Source organism: Achromobacter sp. (assembly GCF_032102605.1).
GTDB lineage: Bacteria > Pseudomonadota > Gammaproteobacteria > Burkholderiales > Burkholderiaceae_B > Achromobacter.
Genome location: NZ_DAMDGT010000005.1, coordinates 261,067 through 287,859, shown reverse-complemented (window position 1 = coordinate 287,859; position 26,793 = coordinate 261,067). Strand labels below are relative to the sequence as shown.

At 64.3% G+C, this 26,793-nt stretch carries 27 protein-coding genes and 5 tRNA genes; 18 read left to right on the top strand and 14 right to left on the bottom strand.

Annotated features, from left to right (window positions below):
* Positions 1 to 175: 175 nt before the first annotated feature.
* Positions 176 to 1,762, top strand: a complete 1,587-nt coding sequence (locus tag RT614_RS14130) for a TerC family protein (RefSeq protein ID WP_313622730.1) — start codon at positions 176 to 178, stop codon at positions 1,760 to 1,762.
* Positions 1,763 to 1,777: 15 nt separating this feature from the next.
* A complete protein-coding gene (locus RT614_RS14125; protein WP_313622729.1) occupies positions 1,778 to 2,641 on the top strand; it encodes an undecaprenyl-diphosphate phosphatase in 864 nt (287 codons plus the stop codon).
* An 85-nt stretch (positions 2,642 to 2,726) separates the two neighbouring features.
* Here the strand turns inward: RT614_RS14125 and RT614_RS14120 are convergent, their stop codons facing one another.
* The 3 genes from RT614_RS14120 to RT614_RS14110 all read right to left on the bottom strand — a co-directional run bounded on the left by RT614_RS14120 (position 2,727) and on the right by RT614_RS14110 (position 4,820).
* Positions 2,727 to 3,500: a UDP-2,3-diacylglucosamine diphosphatase gene (locus RT614_RS14120; protein ID WP_313622728.1), complete on the bottom strand. Its 774-nt coding sequence runs from the start codon at positions 3,498 to 3,500 to the stop codon at positions 2,727 to 2,729.
* A complete protein-coding gene (locus RT614_RS14115) occupies positions 3,493 to 4,002 on the bottom strand; it encodes a peptidylprolyl isomerase (protein ID WP_313622901.1) in 510 nt (169 codons plus the stop codon). The genes RT614_RS14120 and RT614_RS14115 overlap by 8 nt, the downstream gene beginning before the upstream one ends.
* 134 nt (positions 4,003 to 4,136) lie before the next feature.
* A complete protein-coding gene (locus RT614_RS14110) occupies positions 4,137 to 4,820 on the bottom strand; it encodes a tetratricopeptide repeat protein (protein WP_313622727.1) in 684 nt (227 codons plus the stop codon).
* A 415-nt stretch (positions 4,821 to 5,235) separates the two neighbouring features.
* Between RT614_RS14110 and cysS the strand changes: the two genes are divergently transcribed.
* The 6 genes from cysS to RT614_RS14080 all read left to right on the top strand — a co-directional run bounded on the left by cysS (position 5,236) and on the right by RT614_RS14080 (position 11,083).
* Positions 5,236 to 6,690, top strand: a complete 1,455-nt coding sequence (cysS, locus tag RT614_RS14105) for a cysteine--tRNA ligase (protein WP_313622726.1) — start codon at positions 5,236 to 5,238, stop codon at positions 6,688 to 6,690.
* Positions 6,691 to 6,710: 20 nt separating this feature from the next.
* Positions 6,711 to 7,355: a DNA-3-methyladenine glycosylase 2 family protein gene (locus tag RT614_RS14100; protein WP_313622725.1), complete on the top strand. Its 645-nt coding sequence runs from the start codon at positions 6,711 to 6,713 to the stop codon at positions 7,353 to 7,355.
* A gap of 36 nt (positions 7,356 to 7,391) precedes the next feature.
* The gene (locus RT614_RS14095; RefSeq protein ID WP_313622724.1) at positions 7,392 to 8,357 is read left to right on the top strand and encodes an acetyl-CoA carboxylase carboxyltransferase subunit alpha; all 966 of its coding nucleotides are present in this window, start codon (positions 7,392 to 7,394) and stop codon (positions 8,355 to 8,357) included.
* Positions 8,358 to 8,502: 145 nt separating this feature from the next.
* Positions 8,503 to 9,477: a tRNA lysidine(34) synthetase TilS gene (gene tilS / locus RT614_RS14090; protein WP_313622900.1), complete on the top strand. Its 975-nt coding sequence runs from the start codon at positions 8,503 to 8,505 to the stop codon at positions 9,475 to 9,477.
* A gap of 158 nt (positions 9,478 to 9,635) precedes the next feature.
* Positions 9,636 to 10,901 carry an aspartate kinase gene (locus RT614_RS14085; RefSeq protein WP_313622723.1) on the top strand — a complete coding sequence of 422 codons (1,266 nt, stop codon included), beginning with the start codon at positions 9,636 to 9,638 and terminating at the stop codon, positions 10,899 to 10,901.
* A gap of 89 nt (positions 10,902 to 10,990) precedes the next feature.
* Positions 10,991 to 11,083 (top strand) — tRNA-Ser (locus tag RT614_RS14080).
* 140 nt (positions 11,084 to 11,223) lie between these two features.
* Here RT614_RS14080 and RT614_RS14075 read toward each other — a convergent pair.
* The 4 genes from RT614_RS14075 to RT614_RS14060 form a co-directional block, all read right to left on the bottom strand.
* Complete coding sequence (locus tag RT614_RS14075; RefSeq protein ID WP_313622722.1) at positions 11,224 to 11,832, bottom strand: AAA family ATPase; 609 nt, start codon at positions 11,830 to 11,832, stop codon at positions 11,224 to 11,226.
* A complete protein-coding gene (gene mnmH, locus RT614_RS14070) occupies positions 11,829 to 12,875 on the bottom strand; it encodes a tRNA 2-selenouridine(34) synthase MnmH (RefSeq protein ID WP_313622721.1) in 1,047 nt (348 codons plus the stop codon). Before mnmH ends, RT614_RS14075 begins: the two co-directional genes overlap by 4 nt.
* Positions 12,876 to 12,985: 110 nt before the next feature.
* On the bottom strand, positions 12,986 to 14,284 hold the full coding sequence (locus RT614_RS14065; RefSeq protein WP_313622720.1) for a sorbosone dehydrogenase family protein: 1,299 nt from the start codon (positions 14,282 to 14,284) through the stop codon (positions 12,986 to 12,988).
* The gene (locus RT614_RS14060; protein WP_313622719.1) at positions 14,281 to 14,709 is read right to left on the bottom strand and encodes a DUF2231 domain-containing protein; all 429 of its coding nucleotides are present in this window, start codon (positions 14,707 to 14,709) and stop codon (positions 14,281 to 14,283) included. The genes RT614_RS14065 and RT614_RS14060 overlap by 4 nt, the downstream gene beginning before the upstream one ends.
* Before the next feature lie 150 nt (positions 14,710 to 14,859).
* Between RT614_RS14060 and RT614_RS14055 the strand changes: the two genes are divergently transcribed.
* Positions 14,860 to 15,021 carry a DUF2199 domain-containing protein gene (locus tag RT614_RS14055; protein WP_313622718.1) on the top strand — a complete coding sequence of 54 codons (162 nt, stop codon included), beginning with the start codon at positions 14,860 to 14,862 and terminating at the stop codon, positions 15,019 to 15,021.
* Positions 15,022 to 15,048: 27 nt separating this feature from the next.
* On the opposite strand, the gene acpA is transcribed toward RT614_RS14055, so the two are convergent.
* Entirely contained in the window at positions 15,049 to 16,788 is a 1,740-nt protein-coding gene (acpA, locus tag RT614_RS14050) for an acid phosphatase (protein ID WP_313622717.1), read from the bottom strand.
* A 226-nt stretch (positions 16,789 to 17,014) separates the two neighbouring features.
* Here acpA and RT614_RS14045 point away from each other — a divergent pair.
* The 3 genes from RT614_RS14045 (at position 17,015) to RT614_RS14035 (ending at position 17,569) form a co-directional block, all read left to right on the top strand.
* Positions 17,015 to 17,091, top strand: a tRNA-Arg gene (locus RT614_RS14045).
* Positions 17,092 to 17,253: 162 nt separating this feature from the next.
* Positions 17,254 to 17,330: transfer RNA gene (locus RT614_RS14040), tRNA-Arg, on the top strand.
* 162 nt (positions 17,331 to 17,492) lie between these two features.
* Positions 17,493 to 17,569, top strand: a tRNA-Arg gene (locus tag RT614_RS14035).
* Positions 17,570 to 17,778: 209 nt separating this feature from the next.
* Here the strand turns inward: RT614_RS14035 and RT614_RS14030 are convergent.
* Positions 17,779 to 18,000, bottom strand: coding sequence for a DUF3079 domain-containing protein (locus RT614_RS14030; RefSeq protein ID WP_313622716.1), 222 nt, complete (start codon positions 17,998 to 18,000; stop codon positions 17,779 to 17,781).
* A 163-nt stretch (positions 18,001 to 18,163) separates the two neighbouring features.
* On the opposite strand from RT614_RS14030, the gene RT614_RS14025 reads away from it, so the two are divergent.
* Positions 18,164 to 18,240, top strand: a tRNA-Arg gene (locus RT614_RS14025).
* 182 nt (positions 18,241 to 18,422) lie between these two features.
* Here the strand turns inward: RT614_RS14025 and RT614_RS14020 are convergent.
* Complete coding sequence (locus RT614_RS14020; protein ID WP_313622715.1) at positions 18,423 to 19,019, bottom strand: short chain dehydrogenase; 597 nt, start codon at positions 19,017 to 19,019, stop codon at positions 18,423 to 18,425.
* Positions 19,020 to 19,150: 131 nt separating this feature from the next.
* Between RT614_RS14020 and RT614_RS14015 the strand changes: the two genes are divergently transcribed.
* The gene (locus RT614_RS14015; protein WP_313622714.1) at positions 19,151 to 20,074 is read left to right on the top strand and encodes a LysR family transcriptional regulator; all 924 of its coding nucleotides are present in this window, start codon (positions 19,151 to 19,153) and stop codon (positions 20,072 to 20,074) included.
* Here the strand turns inward: RT614_RS14015 and RT614_RS14010 are convergent.
* From RT614_RS14010 to RT614_RS14000, 3 genes are all read right to left on the bottom strand, one after another.
* A complete protein-coding gene (locus RT614_RS14010; protein ID WP_313622713.1) occupies positions 20,046 to 20,294 on the bottom strand; it encodes a hypothetical protein in 249 nt (82 codons plus the stop codon). The genes RT614_RS14015 and RT614_RS14010 overlap by 29 nt on opposite strands.
* A gap of 98 nt (positions 20,295 to 20,392) precedes the next feature.
* Positions 20,393 to 20,995: a helix-turn-helix transcriptional regulator gene (locus RT614_RS14005; RefSeq protein ID WP_313622712.1), complete on the bottom strand. Its 603-nt coding sequence runs from the start codon at positions 20,993 to 20,995 to the stop codon at positions 20,393 to 20,395.
* A gap of 112 nt (positions 20,996 to 21,107) precedes the next feature.
* Entirely contained in the window at positions 21,108 to 21,926 is an 819-nt protein-coding gene (locus tag RT614_RS14000; protein WP_313622711.1) for an NAD-dependent deacylase, read from the bottom strand.
* Between the two features lie 165 nt (positions 21,927 to 22,091).
* Here RT614_RS14000 and RT614_RS13995 point away from each other — a divergent pair, with 165 nt between their 5' ends.
* Entirely contained in the window at positions 22,092 to 22,706 is a 615-nt protein-coding gene (locus RT614_RS13995) for a cysteine dioxygenase (RefSeq protein ID WP_313622710.1), read from the top strand.
* 81 nt (positions 22,707 to 22,787) lie between these two features.
* The gene (locus tag RT614_RS13990; RefSeq protein ID WP_057282289.1) at positions 22,788 to 23,552 is read left to right on the top strand and encodes an IclR family transcriptional regulator; all 765 of its coding nucleotides are present in this window, start codon (positions 22,788 to 22,790) and stop codon (positions 23,550 to 23,552) included.
* 76 nt (positions 23,553 to 23,628) lie between these two features.
* Here RT614_RS13990 and RT614_RS13985 read toward each other — a convergent pair whose 3' ends face one another.
* Positions 23,629 to 24,597, bottom strand: coding sequence for a tripartite tricarboxylate transporter substrate binding protein (locus RT614_RS13985; RefSeq protein WP_313622709.1), 969 nt, complete (start codon positions 24,595 to 24,597; stop codon positions 23,629 to 23,631).
* A gap of 305 nt (positions 24,598 to 24,902) precedes the next feature.
* Here RT614_RS13985 and RT614_RS13980 point away from each other — a divergent pair, with 305 nt between their 5' ends.
* Both RT614_RS13980 and RT614_RS13975 read left to right on the top strand, forming a co-directional pair.
* The gene (locus RT614_RS13980) at positions 24,903 to 26,069 is read left to right on the top strand and encodes a CoA transferase (protein WP_313622708.1); all 1,167 of its coding nucleotides are present in this window, start codon (positions 24,903 to 24,905) and stop codon (positions 26,067 to 26,069) included.
* Positions 26,066 to 26,788 carry an enoyl-CoA hydratase/isomerase family protein gene (locus RT614_RS13975; RefSeq protein WP_313622707.1) on the top strand — a complete coding sequence of 241 codons (723 nt, stop codon included), beginning with the start codon at positions 26,066 to 26,068 and terminating at the stop codon, positions 26,786 to 26,788. Before RT614_RS13980 ends, RT614_RS13975 begins: the two co-directional genes overlap by 4 nt.
* Positions 26,789 to 26,793: the final 5 nt, after the last annotated feature.

Below are 26,793 nucleotides of genomic sequence, written 5' to 3'. Positions count from 1 at the left end.
CCCGCGTCGTCAAGCCGGCTCCCGACACATGCGATGCAGGCGCGGTCAGCGTTGGGCGACCCTCGTTCTTTTGGCCCAAAGCCTCTGTCCATCAGGCTTACGGAGGGGATGCGTCACCGGCATGTCATGGATTTTCCATGTACGATTACCGGTCGTGTAACTTCTGGAGCTCCTGATGGAGTGGCTGCTGGACCCCGCTGCGTGGGTCGGCCTGCTTACCCTGGTCGTCCTTGAGATCGTCCTGGGCATTGATAACCTGATCTTCATCGCCATCCTGGCCGACAAGCTGCCGCCGTCCCAGCGCGATCGCGCGCGCATCATGGGATTGAGCCTCGCGCTCATCATGCGGCTGGGCCTGTTGTCGGTCATGTCATGGCTGGTCACTCTGACCACCCCCCTGTTTTCCATCGGTCCGTTTTCCCCTTCCGGACGCGACCTCATCCTGATGGTGGGCGGTCTATTCCTGCTGTTCAAGGGCACCATGGAGCTGCACGAGCGCCTTGAAGGCAGCGTGCACACCGGTACGTCGGGCCCTCGCGTCTATGCCAGCTTCTGGGTGATCGTCACGCAGATCGTGGTGCTGGACGCGGTGTTTTCGCTGGACTCCGTCATCACGGCGGTGGGCATGGTGGATCACCTGGCCATCATGATGATCGCGGTGATCATCGCGATCGGCATCATGCTGCTGGCCTCCAAGCCGCTGACGCGCTTCGTGAACGCCCATCCCACGGTGGTCGTGCTGTGCCTGGGCTTCCTGCTCATGATCGGTTTCTCGCTGCTGGCCGAGAGCTTCGGCTTCAAGGTGCCCAAGGGCTATCTGTACGCCGCGATCGGCTTCTCCGTGGCGATCGAGGCGCTGAACCAGGTTGCGCGCCGCAACCTGCTCAAGCTGGACGCCCGGCGCCCCATGCGCGAACGCACCGCGTCGGCAGTGCTGCGCATGCTGGGCAAGCGCCCGCCGGCCAGCGACGAACCCGATCTGCCTCATGCCGATGGTCCGGCCTTGCAAGCCTTTGGCGTGGAAGAGCGCAACATGGTCAGCGGCGTGCTCACACTGGCCGAGCGCTCGATCCGGTCGATCATGACGCCGCGCACGGATGTTTCCTGGATCAATATCGACGACGATCCCGACAACATACGCCGCCAGCTCACCGAAGCGCCCCACAGCTTCTTTCCGGTCTGCCGCGGATCCCTGGACGAGGTCCTGGGCATCGCTCGAGCCAAGGACCTTGTGGCCGATTTGATCACCGAGGGCCGGGTGCGCCGCAACCGCCTGCGTGATCCGATCATCGTGCACGAGTCCATCGGCATTCTTCGTCTGATGGACACGCTCAAGCGGTCGCGCGGCCAACTGGTGCTGGTGGCCGACGAGTTCGGCGCCATCGAGGGCCTGGTGACGCCTATCGACGTCTTCGAGGCCATTGCGGGCGAATTCCCCGACGAAGACGAACTGCCCGACATCGTGGCGGACGGCGAGAACACCTGGAAGATCGACGGCGCAGCCGACCTGCACCACGTCGAACAGGTGCTTGAAACCGAAGGCCTGGTCGACGACGCGCAGGATTTTTCCACGCTGGCCGGCTATCTGCTGTCGCGCTTCGGACACCTGCCCAAGCCGGGCGACGTCTGCGACTACCAGATCCACCATCAGCATTTCCGGTTTGAAGTCCTGGAAATGGATGGCCGCCGCATCGCGCTGGTGCGCGTCGAGAAACGCCCCGAAGAGCATTATTCCGACGAAGCATCCCTAGCCAACGACTAACAGAGAACCTCCCCCGTGACCGAGAACGCCCTCTATCTGATCAAAGCTTTCGTCCTGGGCATCCTGGAAGGCCTGACCGAGTTCATCCCCGTGTCCAGCACGGGCCACCTCATCCTGGTCGGCGACTGGCTCAACTTCGAGTCGGGCGACGGCAAGGTGTTCGAGGTGGTCATCCAGCTTGGATCGATCCTGGCCGTGATGTGGGTCTTCCGCGCGCGGCTGCTGCAGCTCATCCGGGGCACCCTGACCGGCGTCGCCAGCGAAGTGGCCTTCGCGCGCAACCTGATCATCGCCTTCCTGCCGGCGGCGGTGATCGGCGCGATCTTCATCAAGACCATCAAGTCGGTGTTCTACCACCCGGCGGTGGTCGTGGTGACGCTGGTGCTGGGCGGCCTGATCATGCTGTACGTCGAACGTCGCACCCGCCACACGCCGGGCGACGCGCCGGGCGCCGCCGACGACACCGCCTCGGACGAGCGGGCATCGGCCTACACGCTGGAACAGATTTCCTGGAAGCAGGCGCTGGGCGTGGGCGTGGCGCAATGCTTTGCCATGATCCCGGGCACGTCGCGGTCCGGAGCCACCATCATCGGCGGCATGATCGCCGGCATCCAGCGCAAGACGGCCACCGAGTTCTCGTTCTTCCTGGCCATGCCGACCATGCTGGGCGCCGCGGCCTACGACATGTACAAGAACTTCGGCCTGCTGACCCAGCATGACCTGTCCGGCATCGCGGTGGGGTTCATCGCCGCGTTCCTGAGCGCCATGGTGGTCGTGCGGGCCGTGCTGCGGTTCGTGGCCAACCACACGTATCGCGTGTTCGCCTGGTACCGCATCATCTTCGGCGGCATCGTGGCGGCCTGGATCTTCACGCGCTGACCACTTCTGCGGGGCAAAAGAGACAAGGGCCGCTTTTTCAAGCGGCCCTTGTTTTTGTTGTGTCGCGCGATGGCGGGCGTGGCGTTTACGCTTCCGTTTCCAGGTCGTAGAACTCCAGGCCGTCGCGATCGATGACCAGCCAGCCGCCGCGTGGCGGCGAGACGTGGTCGCAATCCCAATCGGGCAGCACCCAGCGCTCGCGCTTTGCGCCGTCGATATCCAGCACGTGGCGAGCGGGCCGGTGCGTGTGGCCATGCACCAGCACGCGCACGCCCGTCTGGCGGAAGATGGATTCAATGGCGTCCGCGTTGACGTCCATGATCTCCATGGACTTTGTCTGGTTGGCTGCCTGGCTTTCGCCACGGGCCTGTTGCGCCATGGCCAGACGCTCGGGAATGGTCTTGGCCAGGAATTCGGCCTGCCATTGCGGGTTGCGCACCATCTTGCGGAACTGCTGGTACGCCGCGTCGTCGGTACAGAATTCGTCGCCGTGCGTCAGCAGCACCTGGCCGAAGTCGGTTTCGAGCAGCGCCGGCTCGGGGAGCAGGTTGGCGCCGACGGCCTTGGCCAGTTCTTCCCCGATGAGGAAGTCGCGGTTGCCGCGACCCAGCCAGACCGGAATGCGCGCGGCGGTGTCACGCAGCGCCGCCAACACCGTGGCGAGCCACGGCGGCGCGGCGCGGATCACGTCGTCGCCGATCCAGGCATCGAAGATGTCGCCCGGCAGGAGCAGGGCGGCAGCGTCTTCTTGCGCGGCTTGCAGGAAGGCCAGGAAGGCCTCGGAGGTAGCCGGCGTGGCCGGCCCCAGATGCAGGTCGGACGCCAGCCAGATCGAACCGGACAGGGTGATCTTATTCAAGAACTTCGGCCTTCTCGATGATGATGTCTTCGTTCGGCACGTTCTGGTGGAAGCCCTTGTTGCCGGTCTTCACGCCCTTGATCTTGTCGACCACGTCCGTGCCTTCGGTGATGGTGCCGAACACGGCGTAGCCCCAGCCGTTCGGCGTGGGCGACGTGAAGTTCAGGAAGTCGTTGTTCGACACGTTGATGAAGAACTGCGCGGTGGCCGAGTGCGGATCGCTGGTGCGGGCCATGGCAAGCGTGTACTTGTCGTTCTTCAGGCCGTTGTTGGCTTCGTTTTCGATGGGGGCATGGGTCTGCTTTTGCTTCATGCCGGGTTCGAAACCGCCGCCCTGGATCATGAAACCGTCGATCACGCGGTGGAACACCGTGCCGTTGTAGAAGCCTTCCTTGACGTACGTCAGGAAGTTTTCGACCGACTTGGGCGCCTTGGCGGCGTCCAGGGTGATGACCATGTCGCCTTGGTTCGTGTGAAGCTTGACGCGGGGATTGGTGCTCATGGTTTTGGTGCCTTCGGAGGTGGAGGGGGAAGTGGTGGCTGCGGGAGCGGCGCTGACAAGCGCTGGTGCGAATGCGGCCAGCGCGAACGAGCACGCCGTCAGGCGCAACAGGTGAAGAGGAGAGTAACGGGACATCATTTGCCTTGTTTATCCTTCAACATTGTTTCAACTTCGCGGACCTTTTCCTGCATGCCCGGCACGCCGTCGCTGGCGGCCTTCTTGTAGGTGCGCAGGGCCTGCAGAAGCTGCAGGTCGCCAAGGTTGGCGCGTGCGGCGGCGTAGTTCGGGTCGGCGCGCAAAGCCATTTGCAGGGCATCTTGCGCTCGGTCGAGTTCGCCGCGGCTGGCATATAGAGCCGCCAGATTGTTCCAGGGTTCCGGCAATTCGGGAAACCGCGTGGTCATGTCGGTGTAGACGTCAATGGCTTCGTTCGTGCGGTTCAGCGCCGCCAGCGCACGGGCGTGCTGGAACATCAGCTGGACATCGGTGCCGCGCTGGTCCTTGATTTCGGCCTGGCGCTTTTCGATCATTGCCAGCGCTTCTTCGTTTTCGCCGCGGTTCAGCATGCGTTCGATGTGCGTGGTGATCTGCGAGGCAGACGGAACGAGCCGGGTGTCCACGCTGGGTTTGGCGGCTTCAAGCAGCTTGGCCAGGGCGTCCCAGCCGCCTTCGGGCGGGATCGGGTCGATGGTGGTGCGGGTGGCGTTGGGGCTTTGTCCCGCGCCACCGCTCATCGACTGGGCGAGCGCGACGCCAGCCGGCGCGCCGGCCAGGGCCAGGGCGAGCAGGGCAACGCAAAAACGCGGCTTGATAGTCACGTGTGGGTTCCGTTAAAAGTCGTGGCCGGCCGGCGCTTACGCGCGCGGCCGGGCCGCTTGCTATACTTGACGACCACCATTTTAGCCCCGGTTGTGTTTTTGGCTTGATGATCCGTTCTGCAGCCATCCGATGCGGCCGGCCATCCGACGCAGCCCGAAGCCGAACCAGGGTGACGCGCTGCGGTTGGGGCCGGAGTTTCGGATCGACTCGGATCGACTCGGGACGATAAGGCCAAGGACGAAGGGACGGGAACGGAACGGCAATCCAGATTGCCGCAGCCGATTCCGCAGCGTCGAACCGTCGCGGCGGAACCATCGACCCGGGTGGAAATGGGGCGGCACGCTTTCACGGTATCGTCCGTCGACAGCAACTTTCCGCAACCGCCACGGAACACTAAACGAAGCCTATCGCGCCATGCTGCAAATCTACAACACGTTATCGCGTACCAAAGAACCGTTCAAGCCGGCACAGGCCGGTCAGGTGCGCATGTACGTGTGCGGCATGACGGTGTACGACTTCTGCCATCTGGGGCACGCCCGCATGCTGGTGTCGTTCGACGTCGTCCAGCGCTGGCTGCGCGCCAGCGGCCTGGCGGTCGACTACGTACGCAACATCACGGATATCGACGACAAGATCATCCGTCGCGCGGTCGAAACCGGCCGCCGCATCGGCGAAGTCACCGAGTTCTATATCGACGCCATGCACGCCGACGAGCGCGCATTGGGCGTGGAATCCCCCGACCGCGAGCCGCGCGCCACCCAGTACGTCGGCGACATGCTGGACATCATCGGCAAGCTCGAGCAGAACGGACTGGCCTACCAAGGCGACGACGGCGACGTGAACTACGCCGTGCGCGGCTTCCCCGGCTACGGCAAGCTGTCCGGCAAGACACTGGACGACCTGCGCGCCGGCGAGCGCGTGGCGGTCGGGTCGGGCAAGCGGGATCCCCTGGACTTCGTCCTGTGGAAGTCCGCCAAGGCCGAGGAACCCGCCGACACCAAATGGGAATCTCCCTACGGCCTGGGCCGCCCGGGCTGGCACATCGAATGCTCGGCCATGAGCAAGTCGCTGCTGGGTTTGCCTCTGGACATCCATGGTGGCGGTCCCGACCTGAAATTCCCGCATCACGAAAACGAAATCGCCCAGACCGAGGGCGCGTTCGGCGGCACGCTGGCCAATATCTGGATGCACTGCGGCCCGCTCATGGTCGATTCGGACAAAATGTCCAAGTCCCTGGGCAACTTCCGCACCATCCGCCAGACCGTCGCCCAGTCCGATCCGGCGGCCGATCAGTCCGAATACCAGGTGAACCCGCGCGAAGCGGAAATGGTGCGCTTTTTCATCGTGCGCAACCACTACCGCAGCCCGCAGAACTACACGCCCGACAACCTCGTCGACGCGCAGAATGCACTGGATCGCCTGTACCAGGCGCTGCAGAACGTGCCGGCGGACGACCAGGGAATCGACTGGGACGAGCCCCAGGCCCAGGCCTTCAAGGCGGCGATGGATGACGATTTCAACAGTTCGGGCGCCATCGCCGCCTTGTTTGAACTGGCATCCGAGGCCAATCGCAGCAAGAACGCGCGCAGCGCCGGACAGATGAAGGCCCTGGCGGCCCTGCTTGGCCTGTTGCAGCAAGATCCCGCTGCCTATTTCCAGTCTTCCACCCGCTACTCCGCGGCCGCGATGGAACAGGGCGTGCGCAGCACGCTGGACGCCGAAGCCATCCAGTCCCTCATCGACGCGCGCGCGGCCGCCAAGGCCGCCCGTGACTTTGCCGAGGCTGACCGCATCCGCGCCGAACTGCGCGAGGCCGGCATCGAGCTGGACGACAAGCCGGGTGGCCTGACGCAATGGCGTCGGGCTTGAAAATCCAGGATACGCCGGACATGTCCACCGCAGATCTCGAGATTCCCAAGCCTGATTATTGGGAAGCCGCCGTAGCGCACTTGATGCGCCGCGACCGCATCCTGAAAAAAATCATCCCCCAGCACCCCGAGGTCTGGCTGACCTCGCGCGGCACTCCGTTCATCACGCTGGCGCGGGCGATCATCGGGCAACAGATTTCCCCCAAGGCGGCCGATGCCGTCTGGGACAAGTTCATCGACGCCGTGGGCAAGCGCCCCACGCCCGTCGCCGTGCTGCGCGTTGGCCTGGATGGCCTGCGCAAGGCCGGGCTGTCGCAGCGCAAGGCCGAGTACGTAAACGACCTGGCCGTGCACTTCGGCGAACGCCGGGTCCATCCCGAGAAATGGGCGGCCATGGACGACGAGGCCGTCATTTCGGAACTGGTCGCCATCCGGGGCATCGGGCGCTGGACGGCGGAGATGTTTTTGATTTTCAATCTACAGCGGCCTGATGTCCTGCCGCTGGATGATCCCGGGTTGCTCAAGGCAATCTCGCTACACTATTTCAGCGGCGAGCCTGTCTCTCGCTTCGAGGCTCGCGAAGTCTCGTTGGCGTGGCAACCCTGGCGTACCGTGGCAACCTGGTATTTGTGGCGCAGTCTGGAACCGACGCCGGTCCAATACTGACGCAGCCCAGGCAGCCCATCTACGGAACCACACTACATGCGCAATACATTTCTGGAATTTGAACAGCCGCTCGCCGAGCTGGAGAACAAGATCGAGCAGCTGCGCTATGTGCAGGCCGATTCGGCCGTGGACATCTCCGACGAAATCGGACGTCTGCAGCAAAAGAGCCAGACCCTGGCCAAGGAAATCTACGCCAAGCTCACGCCCTGGCAGACGGCGCTCGTCGCCCGCCACCCCCAGCGTCCCTACACGCTGGACTACGTGCGCGAAATGTTCACCGACTACCATGAACTGCACGGCGACCGCATGTACGCCGACGACCAGTCCATCGTGGGCGGTCTGGCGCGCTTCAACGGTACGCCCTGCATGGTCATCGGCCATCAAAAGGGCCGCGACACCAAAGAGCGCGCCGCGCGCAACTTCGGCATGCCGCGTCCCGAGGGCTATCGCAAGGCCCTGCGCCTGATGCGCCTGGCCGAAAAATTCGGCATCCCCGTGTTCACCTTCGTGGACACTCCGGGCGCATATCCCGGCATCGGCGCCGAAGAGCGCGGCCAGTCCGAAGCCATCGGCCACAACCTGTACGCCATGGCCGAACTGAAGGTGCCCGTGATCTGCACGATCATCGGCGAAGGCGGCTCGGGCGGCGCCCTGGCCATCGCCGTGGGCAATGCGGTGCTGATGCTGCAATACGCGACTTACGCGGTGATCTCGCCCGAAGGCTGCGCGTCGATCCTCTGGCGCAGCGCCGACAAGGCTCCCGAGGCCGCCGATGCGCTGGCCATCATCGCGCCCCGCCTGAAAGACCTGGGCCTGGTTGACCGGGTGGTCAACGAACCCGTGGGCGGCGCGCACCGCGACCCCCGCGTCATGGCGCGCCTGCTGCGCCGCGCGCTGGGCGACGCCCTGCGCCAGCTCCAGGGCCTGACGCCCGAGCAGCTCGTCGAACAGCGCGTCCAGCGCGTGCTGTCCTACGGCGCGTACCAGGAAGTGCGCGCGTAAAGCGGCTGGGACGCCGGCCGCGCGCCGGCGTCGCGGCCCCCGCGCCCATCCCGCCATGACCGACATCCCGCCGCCCGACACAACGCCTCGGGTCAGCGCGGATCCCGGTCCAGCGCTACCCATTTCAGCCGAACTTGCCGCGGCCTTGCGGCGGGCGCTCCAGGCTTTGCCCCAGCGCCCGCGCCGTGTGGCCGTCGCTTTCAGCGGCGGGGCCGACTCGGCCATGCTGGCCGTGCACGCGGGCCAGGTTGCATCGGCGCTGGGCATCGACGTGGTCCTTTTCCACGTGCACCACGGCCTGCAGGCCGCTGCCGACGCCTGGGCGCAGCAGGGGCGGGACCTGGCGGCCACGCTTTCCCTTCCACTGATCGAGGCCCGGGTCCAGGTCGAGCAGGCGGCCGGCAAGGGCATCGAAGCCGCCGCCCGTGACGCGCGATATGCGGCGCTGGCCCGGCTGGCGCAAGATCACGATGTCGGCCATATCCTGCTGGCCCATCACTGCAACGACCAGGCCGAAACCGTGCTGCTGCGTCTGCTGCGCGGCACTGGCCTGACCGGCATGGCGGCGATGGCGCCCGTGTCGCAGCGCGACGGCATCGTTTACCTGCGTCCCTGGCTGGACCAGGATCGCAGCGCGATCCTGCAGGCCGCGGACGCGGTTCAGGCCGCCTGCGGCTGGCGCGCCGTGCAGGATCCCACCAACGCGGATCCGCGATACACCCGCGCCGCGGTGCGCGAGCTGCTGGCGCCGGTGCTGGACGCCCGCTGGCCGGGTTGGCGCGGCATCGTGGCGCGCCACGCGCGGCACATGGCCGATGCGGCCCAGATCCTGGACGAAGTGGCGCGCGAGGATTTCGCCAGGCTGGATCCCAGTCCGGACGGCGCCAGTTTTTCGCTTCTGGCGTGGCGGAACCTGTCGCCGGCCCGCCAGGCGCAGGTGCTCAGGCACTGGCTGCATCAGAACGGCGCCCGCATGCCGACGGACGCCCGCATGGCGGACCTGCTGCGTCAACTGCGGGGGCTGCACAGCCTGGGCCACGACCGCCAGTTGCGGGTGGAGCAGGCGGGACACGTCATTCGCTGCCACCGCGGGAGAGTCTGGGTGGAGCCCCGCGGTTGAGGGAGCCTCTCAAGGCTTCTTTGAGGCCTTTTTTGACGCGTATTGACCGTCTCCGGTCAGTGAATTTCGGCAATCTGCGCAAATTTTTACCGTCGCGCTAGAATATATGGTTTTGCCCGTCAACACTTCTTGCGGCGGGTCTCCAGCCAGAGCACGAGATGTCCCTGATCGTTCACAAATATGGCGGTACTTCGATGGGCTCGGTCGAGCGCATCAGAAACGTGGCGCGTCGCGTCGCGAAGTGGCATGCCGCCGGCCACCAGGTTGTTGTTGTTCCGTCCGCCATGGCAGGCGAAACGAATCGTCTGCTGGGCCTGGCGCGAGAGCTTTCGCCCCAGCCCGACGGCCGCGAACTCGACATGATCGCCGCCACCGGCGAGCAAGCCAGCAGCGGCCTTCTGGCCATTGCCTTGCAGGCCGAGGGCGTCTCCGCCCGCAGCTATGCCGGTTGGCAAGTGCCCGTGCGCACCGATTCGTCGTTCACCAAGGCCCGCATTTCGTCCATCGACGACGCGCGCATCCGCGGTGACCTCGACGCCGGCCGCGTGGTCATCGTGACGGGTTTCCAGGGCATCGACCCCGACGGCCACATCACCACGCTGGGCCGTGGCGGTTCCGACACCTCGGCCGTGGCCGTGGCTGCCGCCATCAAGGCCGACGAATGTTTGATCTACACCGACGTGGACGGCGTCTACACGACCGATCCGCGCGTGGTGCCCGAAGCGCGCCGCATGTCCGTCGTTTCCTTCGAGGAAATGCTGGAAATGGCATCGCTGGGCTCCAAGGTCCTGCAGATCCGTTCGGTTGAATTCGCCGGCAAATATCGTGTGCCGGTCCGGGTCCTGTCCTCGCTGACCGACCCCCTTATCCCGCTCGAGGAAGAAATGGTCTCGGGCACGCTGATTACTTTTGAGGAAGACGAAAAAATGGAAGCCGCCGTTGTCTCCGGCATCGCCTTCAGCCGCGACGAAGCCAAAATCACCTTGCTGGCCGTTCCGGACAAACCCGGCATCGCCTTCTCCATCCTGGGCCCTGTCGCCGCCGCCAACATCGACGTCGACATGATCGTGCAGAACCAGTCCGTAGCCGGCACGACCGACTTCTCGTTCACCGTGAACCGCAACGAATTTGCGCGCGCCGTGGACTTGCTCAAGCGCGAAGTCATCCCCGCCGTGGGCGCGCGTGAACTGTCCACCGACGAAAAGGTCGCCAAGGTCTCCATCGTCGGCATCGGCATGCGCTCGCACGTCGGCGTCGCCAGCCTGATGTTCCAGACGCTTTCGCAAGAAGGCATCAACATCCAGATGATCAGCACCAGCGAAATCAAGACCTCGGTGATCATCGACGACAAGTACATGGAACTGGGCGTGCGCGCGCTGCACAAGGCCTTCGGCCTGGACCAGGCGCCCGCCACCAAGGTTTAAGAAAGCGGGTCCGGCACGATTTTTTTGATTGAAGGCCTGCATCGCAGGCAAGAGCGAAAAAAATCGTGCTAGAATCTCGTTCTCTTTTCGGAGACGTGCCCGAGAGGCTGAAGGGGCTCCCCTGCTAAGGGAGTATGTGGCTAAAAACTGCATCGTGGGTTCGAATCCCACCGTCTCCGCCAAAGACACTTGCACCAGTGAACAAAGGTTGCCTCAAGACCCGCATAGCTTAATGCTCTGCGGGTTTTTTGTTGCCTGCTGGGCATCGAGTCCCTGATAGTGCTTGAACAACTGGCCCTCCCTCTGCGGACCCGCAAGCGCCTCATCGCGCTTCACGTCCTGGCACGACGTGCTCAAGGACAAACGCCACGCGCTCCTGCACGGGCGCCTTGGGAAGGACGCAGATCGAATACCCCGCTTCGACATACGCATTGACGGTTGCTTCATAGGAGCGGATCGCCCGCTCGAAGCTTGCCTGGCGCTCCGCATTTTGAACGTAGATCTCCGGCCACGGCTCCGCCACGAATACGGTCGGGGCGTAGCGGTATCGCTCGGGCGCGGACAAGTGATGCGGCTGCAAGACCACGTCCGACATCCGCAGCCAGGCCAGGCACTCCGGAATGCCCCTGTCAAAGAAGACGGGCGCTTGCAACGACTGTGCGGCCTGGTGGTTGCTGATGTTTCGCTTCAGGACCTCTTCCATGAATGCCGCGCGATGCGTCCAGGGAAGCAGCGCGCCGTTGCACGCCTGTTGCTCGCGCAGCAAGGCCAGCGCCGCTTCCGGGACGGTGGAATATCCAAGATCGCCCAGCGCCGCGAGCAGGGTGGATTTGCCTGCGCCTGAAGCGCCGGTGATGACATGGCAGCTTGCAGTGAAATGCTTGGGCATCGATTGCTGGGGGAAGTGATTGCTGGCCAGGGCGCGTGTCACGACAGCTTGCGGATCAGCGCAAGCGCCTGTTCCGCGACATCCGGATCGTTGGGCCGGAAGTCCAGGCGCATTGCTTGTGGCAGTTGCACGAAATGCGATTGCGAGCTGCGCGCATAGGCGGGGTCGTAATGGCGGTCGATCAGTTCGCGGGCCAGGGTTTCGCGGCGGCCTTCGTCGACCAGCTTGACCCAGCCGTTGATGGTGTCGCGGCTGTGCAGGCCTACCATGCGCTGCAACTGCGTCTTGAGCCATCCTGGGTTGTCGAACAGCCGCGCGTAGTCCTGCTGCAGGAACAACGTCCGGTCTTCGCGCGTGGAACGCACGTCGATGCAGGCGCCCTGATGGATGGCGTGCAGCAGGGAAGCGGGAATTTCCACCGCGCCGATCTTGCGGCTTTCCGCTTCGACAAACACAGGCAGGGTCGAATTGAAATCACGCAGGCGCGCTGCGAGCAGCGTGTCGAAGCGCTTTTGCGTGGGTTGCTGCGCGTCGGGCAGCGCACCCAGCAGCGAGCCTCGATGGGAGGCAAGATCTTCCAGGTCGAGCGTCTGCGCGCCCGCTGCTTGAAGCGCATGCAGCAGACGTGTCTTGCCGCTGCCGGTGGGGCCAGTCAGGACCACGTACCGCAGCGCCTGCGGCAGGGTTTGCAGCGCGTCCAGCGTGGCGCGCCGGTAGCTCTTGTAGCCGCCGTCCAGCTGTCGCGCGCGCCAGCCGATCATGTTGAACATCAGCGTCATGGAGCCCGACCGTTTGCCGCCGCGCCAGCAATACACCAGCGGACGCCAGCCCTGGGGGCGATCCGCGAAGGTGGTTTCCAGATGGCGGGCGATGTTGCGGGCCACGATGGCCGCGCCCGCGCGCGAGGCTTCGAACGGCGACACCTGCTTGTACATCGTGCCGATCAGCACGCGCTCTTCGTTGCTGAGCACGGGCGCGTTGCAGGCGCCCGGGATGTGGTCGTCGGCATACTCCAGAGGAGTGCGCACGTCGATGATTTCGTCGAAATCAGGCAGTTTTTCCAGACTGACAAGCAGGTGTTTCACGAGGACCGCCTCGATAGGTCGATCCGCAATTTTCGCACGCTGCGTTTGTCGCTGCTGCTCCGTCTCCGGCGAACGTCGCCAGCCGCGGGGCGTACGCCCGCGGCCGATTCCTACGGCTGGCCGGGCCGCGCCGGCGTGATGCGCCAGATCGTGTTCGAAAGGTCGTCCGCCACGATGAGCGCTCCCTTTGGGTCGACCGTCACGCCAACCGGGCGGCCTCGGGTGGTGCCGTCGGGATCGCGAAAGCCCGCGACGAAGTCCACCGGCGGGCCAGACGGCCGTCCGTCGCTGAATGGCACGAACACCACCTTGTAGCCAACGGGATCACTGCGGTTCCAGCTGCCGTGTTCGCCGACAAAGACGCCATTGGCGAACTTTGCGCCCATCGTGTCGGTCGAGAAGTCGACGCCCAGCGCCGCGACGTGCGAGCCCAGGCTGTAGTCGGGCTTGATTGCCGCCGCGACCTTGTCCGGATCCTGGGGCCGAACGCGGTCGTCCACGTTGGCCCCCCAGTAGCTGTACGGCCAGCCATAGAAGGCGCCTTCCTTCACGGCGGTCAGATAGTCCGGCACCAGGTCGGGACCAATCTCGTCGCGTTCGTTGACCACGGCCCACAACTGGCCGGTGTCGGGCTGGATGGTCAGCGCGGTTGGGTTGCGCAGTCCCGTGGCGTAGGTCTTGTATTCGCCGGTTTGGGCGTTTACGCGCCAGACGCGGGCACGGTCCACTTCCGCCGTCATGCCGCGTTCCGTGATGTTGCTGTTGGATCCGATGCCAACGTACAGGTATTGTCCGTCTGCACTGGCGGTCAGCGCCTTGGTCCAGTGGTGATTGATCTCCGAAGGCAGCTGCGTCACGGTTTGGGGCGGGCCGCTGGCCTTGGTCTGTCCGGGTTGATAGTCGAAGCGCACCAGCGCGTCCTGGTTGGCGACATAGAGGTTGTTGCCCACCAACGCCAGGCCGTATGGCGCGTTCAAGTTCTCCGCGAACGTGAAGGCCTCATAGGCGCCGTCGCCCTTGGCGTCGCGCAGCAGGGTCAGGCGGTTGCCGCCCTTGACCGGGCTGGTGCCGCGAGCCTTGATGATGCCGGCGATCACGTCCTTGGGCTTGAGGTCGCTGGCGCTGCCGCCGCGTCCTTCGGCCACCAGGATGTCGCCGTTGGGCAGGACCAGCGTCTGGCGCGGAATCTTCAGGTCCGTGGCGATGGCGCTGATCTTGTAGCCGTCGGGCACGGTTGGCGACTTGTCGCCCCATGCCGCTGGCTTCGCAATCACCATGTCGGGCAGCAGGCCCCGCTCGGGCTTGGGCAGTTCGGGATTCGGACCCACCTGCGATGGCCCGGCCTGGCCGTGGCACACGCTCGCAATGACGGACAGCGGAATGGCGGCAAATAAGCGGCGGTATTTCATATCGGCCCCTTGATGTGGGGCGTGCGAAAGCCCAACCAGACGGCAATGAAGGCGAGCAGGACTGCGACGACGGACAGGATCATGCCGGTCGGCATGCTTGCCCAGGCGTCCCGGGAGTGGATGAGCGCGCTGAAAAAGCCCGCGATCCAGGCCGCCAGCAGCACCAGCGCATAGGGAACGATGCCTCGCGCGCGTTGGTGGGCCCGGAAGAGGCTGGCGACGGCGAACATCAGCGCGATGGCGCCAAACAGCAGCCCGCCCACCAGCAGCCAGGACGCGAAATTACTCCACTGAATTTGAAAAGTTTTCGCATACGCCGCATCCGCGAGCGCTGCGCCGAGAAAGAGGGGGAACATCCCGGCCAGGAATACCGCCGGCATGGGACGCACGGTAAGCGAATACCGTTGTTCAATGAGTTGGGTCACTTGGTCGCCTCATAGGTGGCGGGCTGGAGCTCACGCCCGTGAAGGGCGGAGCAGCAAGCGCCATGCCCGTCAGCGAGCGCCGATTCATTTTTGCGATCGTCGGCTGGCAGGCGGATCCCTGGTGGATGCATCAATCGGGGCGCTTTGTGCTTGAAGACGCATGTCCATCTTCGGGACGACGGCATCCGGCCGTACATCGAACTGGAGCCGACGAGTCATCCATTGGCGGTCGAGCAGCGCAATGGAATCACGATCGACCGCGTGGCGGAGATCTACGCGCTGCTGGTCCATGGGCGGGCGGGCGCCGCATAGGCAGGCCCGCCGCCGGCATTGCCGGGCTTAGCCGTTGAACGTCAGCGCGTTGGTCAGGTCGCCCATTGCAGCCTGTCCGCGGCCGGTCATGTCGTCATCGCGCGACTTCAGGCCTTCGAGCATCGGCAGATCGAAGAGCCGGGTGGCCAGGCGCAGGATCGAGCCCGTGTCGTAGATAGTGTGGTCGACAGTTCCCTTCTTCGCGAAGGGCGACGCGACGATTGCCGGAATGCGCGAGCCCGGGCCAAAGCGGTCGCCTTGCGGGGGCGCCACGTGATCCCACCAGCCGCCGTTCTCGTCCACCGTGATCACGACCACCATGTTGTCCCACTGCTTGCTTTTCCGCAGGCTGTCCACGATGTGCGCGATGTGGCGGTCGCCCGAGTCCACATCGGCGTAGCCCGCGTGCATGTTCAGGTTGCCCTGCGGCTTGTAGAACGTCAGCGGGGGCAGCGTGCCGGCTTCGGCGTCGGCCAGGAACTTGTTGGTGGAGACCAGATCGCCCAGGCCGCCGTCGCGGATATGCGCCGTGCGCGCGGTGGTGCCGGGCGCGGTGCTCTTGAAGTAATTGAACGGCTGGTGATGCGCCTGGAAGTTGGGCGATGACGGAAAGCCCGTGCTGGCCGTCGAGTCGACAGCGGCTTGCCAGCCGCCGGCGTACCACGCCCAGTCCAGTCCCTTGGCGCTCATCAGGTCGCCGATATTGACGTGCGACTGCGGCACCATGGTCTGCGGGCTGGTGGGATCGGCCAGCGTCGGATCGCTTGCGTCGCGGCTGAACGACGGCCAGTAGGGCGGGGCCATCGTGTTGACGCCGTAGCCGTCGGGCGTCAGCGCGCTGGCGCCAAACTGCGGGATGCCAGTAAGCGCGCTGGCGGGCGACGTGGCCTTGGGCATCAGGCGCGTGTCGGTCGGATCCGAGCTTTGCAGTTCTGCGATCTGGGTCTTGGCGACGGAGCTGGCCGCGTCGGGATAGAACGGCGCGCGACCTGCCACCAGGTACTGGTGGTTCAGGAACGACCCGCCGAAAGCGCCCTGGAAGAAGTTGTCGCACAGCACGAACTCCTGCGCCAACTTCCACAAGCGCAGGTTGTAGGCGGAGTCGCTGTAGTGGCCCATGACCAGGGCGCCGGAGTCTCCCCACGCGACGAACTTGTCGTTCTTGCCGCTGTTGATCTGCATCTGGTTCTGATAGAACACATGCCAGAGGTCGCGCGTGACCACGCCTTGCGGCAGGGGCTCGCCCTGCGGGCCCAGCAGCGGAAAGGGCGCGTTGGGCAGGTTGTTCATGTAGGCGGCGGGCTGGTCGACCTGATAGGTGATGTGGTTGGCCTGCTGCGACGTGGGCACCATGCCGTTCCAGACGGGCGGCAGCACCGACAGCGGCGTGCCGTCGCGGTCGACCTGGGCATAGTCCGCCGTCGTCAGCGCGGACAGGGGCTTTTCCACGCCGGGGAAGTTGGCGAAGAGATTGTTGAAGCTGCGGTTCTCGGCAAAGATCACGACCAGGGTCTTGACGTTCTCGCGCAGCTGCGTGGTCAGGTCCGGCGCAGGCGCGGGAGCCGGATCGGGCGACGGAGCAGGAGTGGCGGGAGTGTCATCGTTGTCATCATCGCTGGAGCAGCCGGAGAGCGCGCCCATGGCGGCTGCGCTGGCGCCCAGCGCGGCGATGCCGGTAAGGAACCCGCGACGGGTGGCGCGTACGGGCGTCGTCGCGTCCGTGGTTTCCTGGGAAGATTCTCCAGTGCTTTTTTCTTTGTCAGACATTTGTGGACTCTTAGCTTGCGGATGACGTGGCGCACTGTCATTGCGTCACGGGATCGCCGGATGACAGCCGGCATCGTTAACGGCCGCTAGGCTAAAGAGTGAAGGTTCTATCGATGTGACCATCCGCTGTCGGGAAGCTGTACACACGTGTACGAAGCGCGGCTTCGTGCCATATGACTTGCGCGTTTTCAGAAACAACGCTATTATTCAAGGCTTGCTTTTTCAAGCGCCCGTAGCTCAGCTGGATAGAGTACCTGGCTACGAACCAGGGGGTCGTAGGTTCGAATCCTGCCGGGCGCACCAAGTTTCAAGTCCCATGCATTTGATGCAAGGGGCAGGAAGCGAAAAGAAAAAGCACTAAGCAGGCGCGTTAAGCAAAAGCATTAAGCATCTGCAAAGCAAGAAGTGAAGTACGAAGTAAGCAGCGGCATGATTATTCTGATATAATTTTGCCTCTTTGCCGGAGCGCCCGTAGCTCAGCTGGATAGAGTACCTGGCTACGAACCAGGGGGTCGTAGGTTCGAATCCTGCCGGGCGCACCAAGTTTCAAGTCCCATGCATTTGATGCAAGGGGCAGGAAGCGAAAAGAAAAAGCACTAAGCAGGCGCGTTAAGCAAAAGCATTAAGCATCTGCAAAGCAAGAAGTGAAGTACGAAGTAAGCAGCGGCATGATTATTCTGATATAATTTTGCCTCTTTGCCGGAGCGCCCGTAGCTCAGCTGGATAGAGTACCTGGCTACGAACCAGGGGGTCGTAGGTTCGAATCCTGCCGGGCGCACCACCACCGCAAAGAAACTGCTGCAAAAATGAAAAGGCCTTTGATCTTGAATCGAAGGCCTTTTTGTTTTGCGGCGCGGATAAATACGCCAGCGCTCCAGATATCAACACTGCAGATATCAACACTGCAGATATCAATACACAGGTATCAACACACAGATATCAACACACAGATATCAACACCGCAGAGCCGGAAGTTTGGGTCTGTCCGCTTTAATGGGCCGCTTCTTCTTTTTCCTTGAAACTCGGCTTTTCGTCGGCGTCGTCGAATCCCCAGTCTCCGAACAAATACCAGTCTTCTCCCAGCGATTCCGCGGGATGCATGGTGCGGCCCGAGCCGTTGCCACAGGCCATGGAGTCGGTGGAGCAGTAACGATCGCAGCCCCAGCAGATGCGTTCGGGGTGCTTGGGATGCAGGGGAAATTTCTTGGCCATGCTGTTTGCCTGATGTCTTATTGATCTCAGCGTACTGCGCTGCATGTGTGCGTTTCATTGACATCGCGCAAACGCCAGGGCGCCGCCCTCGGACATGGCGGATTTATCGCGGGCTGATTTGCATGGCTGGATTCTTTCGTGTTATAAACACGCCTCTTTCGGGGCGCCCGTAGCTCAGCTGGATAGAGTACCTGGCTACGAACCAGGGGGTCGTAGGTTCGAATCCTGCCGGGCGCACCACTTATTCGAGATCACGCACACAGCGTGGTTTCCGCAAGAAAATACGCAGCAATGCGTACGCGAAAAGCGGCTTGATGAATTCATCAAGCCGCTTTTTCTTTTGCTGCGTATTTTGCGCTCGTGGTGTGGCGCTGTTCGAGCGCGAATGCGCCAGGAACGCACGTTTTGCGTCCCGGCCCGCATCACCACACGCGCAGTATCCGACCCGTCTGTGCTCCTTCGACGCTGCGGCTGTAGGCCAGCGCTACCCGGCTGGCAGGGGCTGCTTCGAACCCCTGGAAGTAGGGGCCATAGCTGCCCAGCGATTCCTGCAGCACCGTGGGGCTGACGGCGTTGATGCGGATGCCCCGCAGTTCCACCGCGGCGCCGCGCACGAAGCCGTCGATGGCGCTGTTCACGGCGGAGGCATTGGCGCCGTAGCGGATGGGCTCGTCGCTCAGGATGCCGCTGGTCAGCGTGATGGAGCCGCCGGCATTGACGTAATGCTGGCCGACCAGCGCCAGGTCCACCTGGCCCAGCAGTTTGTCGTGCAGGCCGATTTTGAACTGGTCGGCCGTCATTTCGTTGAGCGGGCCGAAATGCAGGCTGCCGGTGGCGGACACGATGGCATCGACCTTGCCCACGCGCTCGAAGAGGGCGCGAATGCTCTCGCTGCGGGTGATGTCGACCTGATATTGGCCGCTGGTCTTGCCGACGGTGATGATGTCGTGGCGTTGGCCGAGTTCCTGGGCGATTGCGCTGCCGATCGTCCCGCTGGCGCCGATCAAGATGATTTTCATGGAAGGTCTCCGAGTCATGCCGTGTGGGCGCGCCGGCAATATCGCCAACGCATGCAGGCATTCTGCCCACCGCATTGATTCGGAAAAATCCTAGAATGGTCGCTTCAGTTCGTACTTGGAGTGCGTAATCTATGGATCGCCTGCTCAGCATGGAGGTATTCGTGGCGGTCGTCGAACTAGGCAGCCTGACGGCGGCCGCGGTCCGCCACAATATGTCGCCCGCCATGGCGGCCAAGCACGTGAAAGGGCTGGAGGCGCGCCTGGGCCTTCGGTTGATGAATCGCACGACACGCCGCCAGAGCCTGACCGAAGCGGGCCAAGCCTACTTCGCGCGCTCCAAGGCCATTCTTGCCGACATCCGCGACGCGGAGCAGGGCGCCGAGGCGCTGCGTTCCGCGCCGCGCGGCCACTTGCGCATTACCTCGTCCGTCAGCTTCGGCTCTTTTGCGCTGGCGCCCGCCATTGCCGACTACCTGTCCGTCTATCCCGACGTCAGCGTTGAGCTGGACCTGAGCGATATGGTGCAGGACGTTGTCGCCGCACGCTTCGATCTTGCGCTGCGTATCGGGGAACCTGCCGATTCGGGCCTGGTGGCGCGGCGGATCGGGCTTTATCAGATGATCATCTGCGCGGCGCCCGCTTATCTGGAGCGTTACGGCACGCCGGCAGCGCCTGGCGACCTGGCGCGGCACCAGTGCCTGGATTTTTCCCACTGGAGTCGGCGCACCGGGTGGCGGCTGGGCACGGACGATGGCGCGGAAATGGGCTATCCCACAGGCCGTTTCGTGTCCAACAACGGGCAGGCGCTGCGGCAGGCGGCGCTGGCGGGATTCGGCATCGTGCTGCAGCCGGAGCTGCTGCTGGCGGACGACGTGCGCGCGGGAAGGCTCGTCCCCATCCTGCAGCCTTACTGGCCGGTGGCCCGTCCGATCACGTTGCTATATCCAAAGGACCGTCAGGCCCTGCCCAAGCTCACGACCTTCGTGGAGTTCATCGTGGCGCGTTTCGCGCAGCAACCCCGAGGCTTCACGCCCGCCGGCGGTCCACTGCCGTAAGGGACGTGCCAGTCTTGAGCAGTTGATACGTCTGGCCACCCAGCCAGGCGACCTTTTCGCCGGAGCTGGTGCGGCAGACGCAGTGGGTCTTCGGGTCGAAACGGGCGGTGCCCAGGGCGGAATACGCGCCGGGGTCGGAAACGAACCTTTCGATGCGATACAACGTGCCATCTGGCGAAGTGGCGAGCACGTCGGTCAATCGTCTTGCGGTGCCGAGCATATTCAATACCTCCATGCGCGGGCCGTTAAGTGTCGGCGCCAAAATCGTCTGGACAGTCCGTCGTGCAAGGCGGGGGCAATAGATTCCCGCGCAATGCACTAATGAAGCTGCCCTCCCAACGATGAATCATCGAGCTGATCCGGAGAGACGCCCAAGGCCGCCGACACGCGATCAAGGATGGCCTGCCGGGGGCGCGGGCGCGGCCGCTCCAGTTCGATATAGATGGAGTGATCAACGCCAAGCCGGGCAGCCATATCCGCAGTGCTGATATTCAGATGCTCTCGCCAGGCGCGTATCAAGCTCCAGTCGTTGCCGGTTTTCAGATTGACTACAGCGGGCGGCAAGCGTCCGCGCGCGCCGGCGGACTTCTTGCGCGAAGCGCGCGGCGCGGTTGCTGCTTTTTCATCGCCCGGGTCGCCAGCGCTTTTGCGCGACTCGCCCCGGGGTGTGGTGGTTGCCGATACGGCAAGAAAGATGGCTCCGCCATTTTGCTGGCGGTATTGGTCATTGCCTATCCAGCAAAGCGTTTCGCCGTTGTCGAGCTTGCATTCGCAATCCAGGTGAGTGTTGCTGGACAGGTCTTCAAGCTTGGCGATGGTGTCCGTGGTCGTGGCGTGACGCACCACACGGTGCAGCACACCGTCCAGTGAACGTACGAAGACATCAGGAAGTCTCCAGGAAAACGGAATGATCATCTCCACGAGCGAAGCCCATTACAACACTGTATCGCCCCGCTGTAACGGTGAGATTTGGGGTTTCCCCTCGAGCAGCGCGAATCGCGTCATTGGCACAACAGGGCCTTGAACATCCTCACTAAACCTCGCCGTCGGGCGTCAACGCCAACCCCGGATCCGTATCGCCGAACCCCGCGCTCGCCAGCAGCCGGGGCATCACGTCGGCGGCCGCGCCGCGCAGGTTGTGGTGCGCCAGGACATCCAGCGGCGTGGCGGCAGGATTGACCTGCACGACGGTGGCGCCGCGGGCCAGCGCAAGCCGCGGCAATTCCGCAGCAGGGTAGACCATCGACGAAGTGCCAATGCTGAACAGCAAGTCGCATTCCTGCGCCGCCAGCGTGGCGGTGCGCCAGGCTGGCGCGGGCAGGCTTTCGCCGAACCAGACGACGCCAGGCCGAACGGGCGCGCCGCAGTCGGTGCAGGCCGGAGGCGCGATGCGCCGGCCTTCGTCGGGCTCTGCAGGAATTTCCGTGGCGAAGGCTTGGGCAGCGCCGCAGCGCGAACAGCGCGGCGCATGCAGGCTTCCGTGCAGATGCGTGACCAACAAGCTGCCCGCGCGCTCGTGCAGGTCATCCACGTTCTGCGTGATGACGGCAAGTTCAGGAACGTGACGCCCGAGTTGCGCGATGGCGCGATGAGCGGCATTGGGCGTGGCGCGCAGGACCTGCGCGCGGCGCCACTCGTACCAGCCCCATACGACGTCGGGATGCTCGTCGAAGGCTTCGGGCGTGGCAAGGGCCTGCGCATCGAAGCGCGACCAGAGGCCCGTCAAGGCATCGCGAAAAGTGGCGATGCCGCTTTCCGCGGACACGCCGGCGCCGGTGAAGACGACGACGCGCTGCGCCTGGCGCAGCGCTTGCGCCAGCGGGGGCGGAATATCGTGATGCGTGTTTTTCATTTCCAACCTTGAAGACAGTCCGATACGCTGCACGCGCCGGCAAGGGCCTGTCAAGCGCAGCAATGGGCGTGAAGCCCGGGCTCGAAACAGGGCGCCGTGCGTAGATGTCCCGAATCGTGGATACTGTTTTTTCAATCTGGGATTTTGATCCGTTCGGAGACTGCAATGCCTGAATCGACTACCGGCGTGGACCGTCTGCGCCGCTTTATCGCCACCGCAACGCGGCTGGCGTCGCCCGATGGGCTGGCGCAGACGCCCGAACTTGCTGCCGCCTTCGAGGACCTGGTGGCGCATGACGATTGGCTGCCCGAAGCCTGTACCGCGCCGCATCCGCAGTACTACCAGCAATACCTGCTGCATTGCGATCCGCTGGAGCGGTTTTCGCTGGTGAGCTTCGTTTGGGGACCCGGGCAGTCCACGCCAGTGCATGATCACGAGGTCTGGGGTTATGTGGGCATGCTGCGCGGCTCTGAAATCAACCAGCGATATGCACGGGATGGGGAAGGGCGCCTGGCGCTGGCGGGCGAGGCCACGACCCTGCGTCCTGGCGACGTAGAACGCCTGTCCCCGGCCGAAGGAGACATCCATCGCGTATCCAACGCCTACGCCGACCGCGTCTCCATCAGCGTGCATCTCTACGGCGGCAATATCGGCGCCGTGGCGCGCCATGTCTACGATCCCGACACCGGCCAGGCCAAACCGTTTGTTTCGGGCTATTCATCGCCCAGCCTGCCTAATCTGTGGGACAGGTCCGCGAGCGTGCGCGCCGGTCTGGCCTGACGTCGGGAGGGCGCGGATAGCGCTGTTCGCCCGATTCGTCTCGTGCTATGGTCCCGTCCTAAATATTAGGAAAAAACGCGAATGGACAAGACGCTGCTCAAAGGTTTGATGGTGCTGGAAGCGGTGACCGACGTGGACAACCCGCCCCGCACGATCGACGCGCTGGCCGCCCGCGTCGGCCTGACTCGCAGCAACACGCACCGCACCTTGCAGACGCTGATACATGCGGGCTATGTGATCAAGGACGACGACGGCGGCGGATATCGCGGCGCGGTGCGCCTGTTCGAACTGGCGGCGCGCCAACTGGCACAGTTGGATGTGCGCAAGTTGGCCGCGCCTTTCATGCGCACCCTGGCGGACCAGACCGGCGAAACCGTGCACCTGTCGGTGCTGGACGGATTCGATGTGGTCTACGTGGACAAGATCGACAGCCCGCAGCCGATCCGCGCGTATTCGATGGTGGGCGGGCGCGCGCCCGCGTACGCGGTGGCTACGGGCAAAGCGTTGCTGGCGTACCAGGCCGAGGGCTATGTTGAACGCTATGCCGAACAGATGGTCCGCCACACGCCGTCCACGATTGTCTCGATGCCGCTGCTGAAGGACGAACTACGCAAGATCGCCCGGGCCGGTTATGCGGTCAATCGGGGTGAATGGCGCGAAGGCGTCGGCGGGCTGGCCGTGACCGTGTTCAACAGCCTGGACCAGCCCGTGGCGGCGGTCGGCATCTCGGGCCCCCTGGACCGGCTGAGCGCCGCCAGGATGAAGCAACTGGCGCCCGACGTGGCTGCCTGTGCGCAGTCCATCTCGCAAGGGATGGGATATCGCCGCGGCTTTCTGGATCAATAGCTAAAGCGCTGGCGACAAACCCAGGCGGAGCATTGCACGTGTTCAGCTGGGGGCCAGCGCTCACACGCGCCTTCACTCATTTCGCCTCTGACAGCCGCACCACGTCCGCCCAGCGCGCCACTTCCTGTTTCAGGATGCGGCTGGTGTCCGCAGGCGTCGTGGCGATGGCGTCCGCGCCCAGCTTCAGCGCGGCTTGCTGCACGGCTTCCATCGCGGCGGCCTTGCGCATGCCGTCCGACAGTCTGTCGACGACAGCAGGCGGCGTGCCCGCCGGCGCCAGCAGCGCATAGGTGGTGGCGACCGAGTAGTCCTTCACGCCTTGCTCCATCAAGGTGGGCAGATCGGGCAGGGCGGTCGCGCGCTTGGCTGTCGTGACGCCCAGCAGGCGGATCTTGCCGCTTGCCACCTGCGGCAACAGCGCGGGCAGCGTTTCGATGACCATGTCGATCTGGCCGCCCAACAGGTCGGTGATGGCCGGGCCGCTGCCGCGGTAGGGAACATGCATGAGCCGGGTGCCCGTCACCGCCTGGAAGAGTTCGCCCGCCATGTGTTGCGACGTGCCGGGCCCTGCCGACCCGAAGGTGATGGACCCCGGCTTGCTCTTGGCCAGCGCGATCAGTTCCTGCACGTTCCTGGCGGGTACCTTGCTGCTGTTCACCGCGACCGCCATTGGCATGCTGGTGGCCATGGACACGCCGACGAAGGCCGTGCCGAAGTCATAGCCGGGTTTGACCGGCATGGCCGCGTGGATCGCATGGCTGCCTACCGCGCCCATCAGCAACGTGTACCCGTCGCCGGGAGACTTGGCGACGAACTCCGCGCCGATCTCTCCGCCCGCGCCCGCCTTGTTTTCCACTACGACGCTCTGGCCCAGGTAGTCCCCGAGTTGCTGCGCATAGATGCGCGCGGCCGCGTCGGTCGCGCCGCCTGGCGGAAAAGGGACCACCATGCGCACGGGCTTGGCAGGCCAGTTGTCGGCCGCGGCCGGGTTGGGCGCCAGCGCCACCATTGTGCTTACCAGGGCAATTCGCAACAGCTGTCTCATGCAAGTCTCCTTCGGTGGGGCGGGCCTGCATGTTTGCGCTGTTTGCCTGTCAAAGGCGGCGCCGCTGCGGGTCCCTTGTGAGTCCTAAAATATAGGATTACGTCTCTAAGAAATGGTTTACCTAGAATTCCACACGGTGCTATGCTGGTCAACAAATAAGCGCGGCACCTAGGGATTGCACCAGGAATTGCCGCGTTTCTGCCGCTCTTTATCCGAGCAGCCCTGGATCATGCCATTCGCGCAGGCTCGCTCTTATAATATTTTTCGCATCCCAAATATTGAATTTTCATAACGAGAGGTCAGACATGACACCCAGTTCGGCGCTTGCCGGCATCACGGTGCTGGAGATTTGCAACGTCGCGGCGGGACCTTTTTGCGGCATGTTGTTGGCGGATATGGGCGCCGACGTGATCAAGATCGAACATCCGGAAGGCGGCGACACGCTGCGCAGCTGGCCGCCGATTTCCGACGGCTACAGCGAGAACTTCGCGTCGCTGAACCGGAACAAGCGGTCGGTGACGCTGAACCTGAAGGATCCGGGGGACGTCGCCCTGGCACGCCAGCTTGCGCTGTCCGCCGACGTGCTGATCGAAAACAACCGCCCCGGCGTGATGGAACGATTGGGCCTGGGCTACGTGCAGTTGCGCGAAGCCAATCCCAAGCTGGTGTATTGCTCGATATCCGCCTATGGCCAGTCGGGGCCGCGTTCGCAAGAGGGCGGGTTCGACCTGACCATCCAGGCCATGAGCGGCATCATGAGCGTCACCGGCGAAGCCGGCGGCGAACCGGTCAAATGCGGCGTGCCGCTGGCGGATTTTTCCGCGGGCCTGTACGGCGCTTTTGCCATTGCGTCGGCGCTGCGCGCGGCGCAGGCCAGCGGACAGGGCACGCACATCGATGTGCCGATGCTGGGCGCCACGCTGGGCATCGCGGCTTTGCAGACGTCCGAGTTCTTCGGCAGCGGCAAGGATCCCGTCAAGCTCGGATCGGCGCATCCGCGCAATGCGCCGTACCAGGCCTTCCGTTGCAAGGACGGCTACTTCGGCATGGCGGCGGGCAATCAGGCGCTGTGGAAGTCCGTGTGCCAGACCGTGGGCCGCGACGACCTGCTGACCGATCCCCGATTCACGGACACCAGCGCCCGGGCGCGCAATCAGGAGGCGCTTCGCGACATCCTGGAAGCGATCTTCGCCGACGACGGCGCCGAGGCCTGGCTGGGCCGATTCCGCGCGGCGGGCGTGCCGTGCGCGCCGATCAACACGTATTCGGAAGTGCTGGCCGATCCGCAGGTGGAACACATGGGCTGGGTGCAGCCCCTGGAACTGCCCAATGGCGTGCAGACGCGCACTTTCGGCCTGCCGGTGCGCTTTGATGGCGAAACCACCGCGCTGCGCCGCCGTCCGCCCGCGCTGGGCGAACACAATGACGAGGTGCTGGGGCCGCTGCGCGCCGCCGGCAAGGGGGCGGCATGAGCGGCGTCCTGCGCATCGACAAAGAAGGCGCGCGGCATGTGCTGACGCTGGCGCGCCCTGAAAAGATGAACGCGCTGTCGGCCGACCTGGTGGAGGCATTGATCGCGGCGCTTGACGATGCCGAGGCCGAGCGCGCCAAGGTCGTCGTGCTGCAGGGCGAAGGCAGGAACTTCAGCGCCGGCTTTGACTTTGGCGACTGGCAGGCGCAAAGCGAAGGCGACCTGCTGCTGCGTTTCGTGCGCATTGAAATCCTGCTGCAACGCCTTGCGGCGTCGCCGTGCCTGACGGTGGCGTTGGCGCACGGACGCAATTTTGGCGCGGGCGTGGACGTGTTCGGCGCCTGCAAGTGGCGCGTCAGCGCGCCCGACGCCACGTTCCGCATGCCGGGCCTGAAGTTCGGGCTGGTGCTGGGCACCCGGCGCTTCGCATCGCTGGTGGGGGCGGAACGCGCACGCGTCATTCTCGAACAGGCTGCGACTTTCAGCGCGGAAGACGCCTTGCGCGACGGATTCGCCAGCCGGCTGGCCGCGCAGCAGGAATGGCCGCAGATCGGCGAACAGGCGCTGGAGACGGCGTCGGCCCTGACGGACGCAAGCCGGGCGCAGCTTTATGCGGCGTTGTCGCAGGAGTCGCCCGATGTCGACCTGGCGCGGCTGGTGCGTTCGGCGGCGGCCCCGGGCCTGAAAGACCGCGTGGCCGCGTATCTGCAAGCGCGGTAGCGACG

Bases quoted from the DNA above. Each gene is read 5' to 3' on its own strand.
- RT614_RS14130 (WP_313622730.1), top strand. From the start codon at position 176: ATGGAGTGGCTGCTGGACCCCGCTGCGTGGGTCGGCCTGCTTACCCTG.
- RT614_RS14115 (WP_313622901.1), bottom strand. From the start codon at position 4,002: ATGAGCACCAATCCCCGCGTCAAGCTTCACACGAACCAAGGCGACATG.
- cysS (WP_313622726.1), top strand. From the start codon at position 5,236: ATGCTGCAAATCTACAACACGTTATCGCGTACCAAAGAACCGTTCAAG.
- RT614_RS14100 (WP_313622725.1), top strand. From the start codon at position 6,711: ATGTCCACCGCAGATCTCGAGATTCCCAAGCCTGATTATTGGGAAGCC.
- RT614_RS14095 (WP_313622724.1), top strand. From the start codon at position 7,392: ATGCGCAATACATTTCTGGAATTTGAACAGCCGCTCGCCGAGCTGGAG.
- RT614_RS14085 (WP_313622723.1), top strand. From the start codon at position 9,636: ATGTCCCTGATCGTTCACAAATATGGCGGTACTTCGATGGGCTCGGTC.
- RT614_RS14065 (WP_313622720.1), bottom strand. From the start codon at position 14,284: ATGAAATACCGCCGCTTATTTGCCGCCATTCCGCTGTCCGTCATTGCG.
- acpA (WP_313622717.1), bottom strand. From the start codon at position 16,788: ATGTCTGACAAAGAAAAAAGCACTGGAGAATCTTCCCAGGAAACCACG.
- RT614_RS14030 (WP_313622716.1), bottom strand. From the start codon at position 18,000: ATGGCCAAGAAATTTCCCCTGCATCCCAAGCACCCCGAACGCATCTGC.
- RT614_RS14020 (WP_313622715.1), bottom strand. From the start codon at position 19,019: ATGAAAATCATCTTGATCGGCGCCAGCGGGACGATCGGCAGCGCAATC.
- RT614_RS14015 (WP_313622714.1), top strand. From the start codon at position 19,151: ATGGATCGCCTGCTCAGCATGGAGGTATTCGTGGCGGTCGTCGAACTA.
- RT614_RS14010 (WP_313622713.1), bottom strand. From the start codon at position 20,294: ATGCTCGGCACCGCAAGACGATTGACCGACGTGCTCGCCACTTCGCCA.
- RT614_RS14000 (WP_313622711.1), bottom strand. From the start codon at position 21,926: ATGAAAAACACGCATCACGATATTCCGCCCCCGCTGGCGCAAGCGCTG.
- RT614_RS13995 (WP_313622710.1), top strand. From the start codon at position 22,092: ATGCCTGAATCGACTACCGGCGTGGACCGTCTGCGCCGCTTTATCGCC.
- RT614_RS13990 (WP_057282289.1), top strand. From the start codon at position 22,788: ATGGACAAGACGCTGCTCAAAGGTTTGATGGTGCTGGAAGCGGTGACC.
- RT614_RS13985 (WP_313622709.1), bottom strand. From the start codon at position 24,597: ATGAGACAGCTGTTGCGAATTGCCCTGGTAAGCACAATGGTGGCGCTG.
- RT614_RS13980 (WP_313622708.1), top strand. From the start codon at position 24,903: ATGACACCCAGTTCGGCGCTTGCCGGCATCACGGTGCTGGAGATTTGC.
- RT614_RS13975 (WP_313622707.1), top strand. From the start codon at position 26,066: ATGAGCGGCGTCCTGCGCATCGACAAAGAAGGCGCGCGGCATGTGCTG.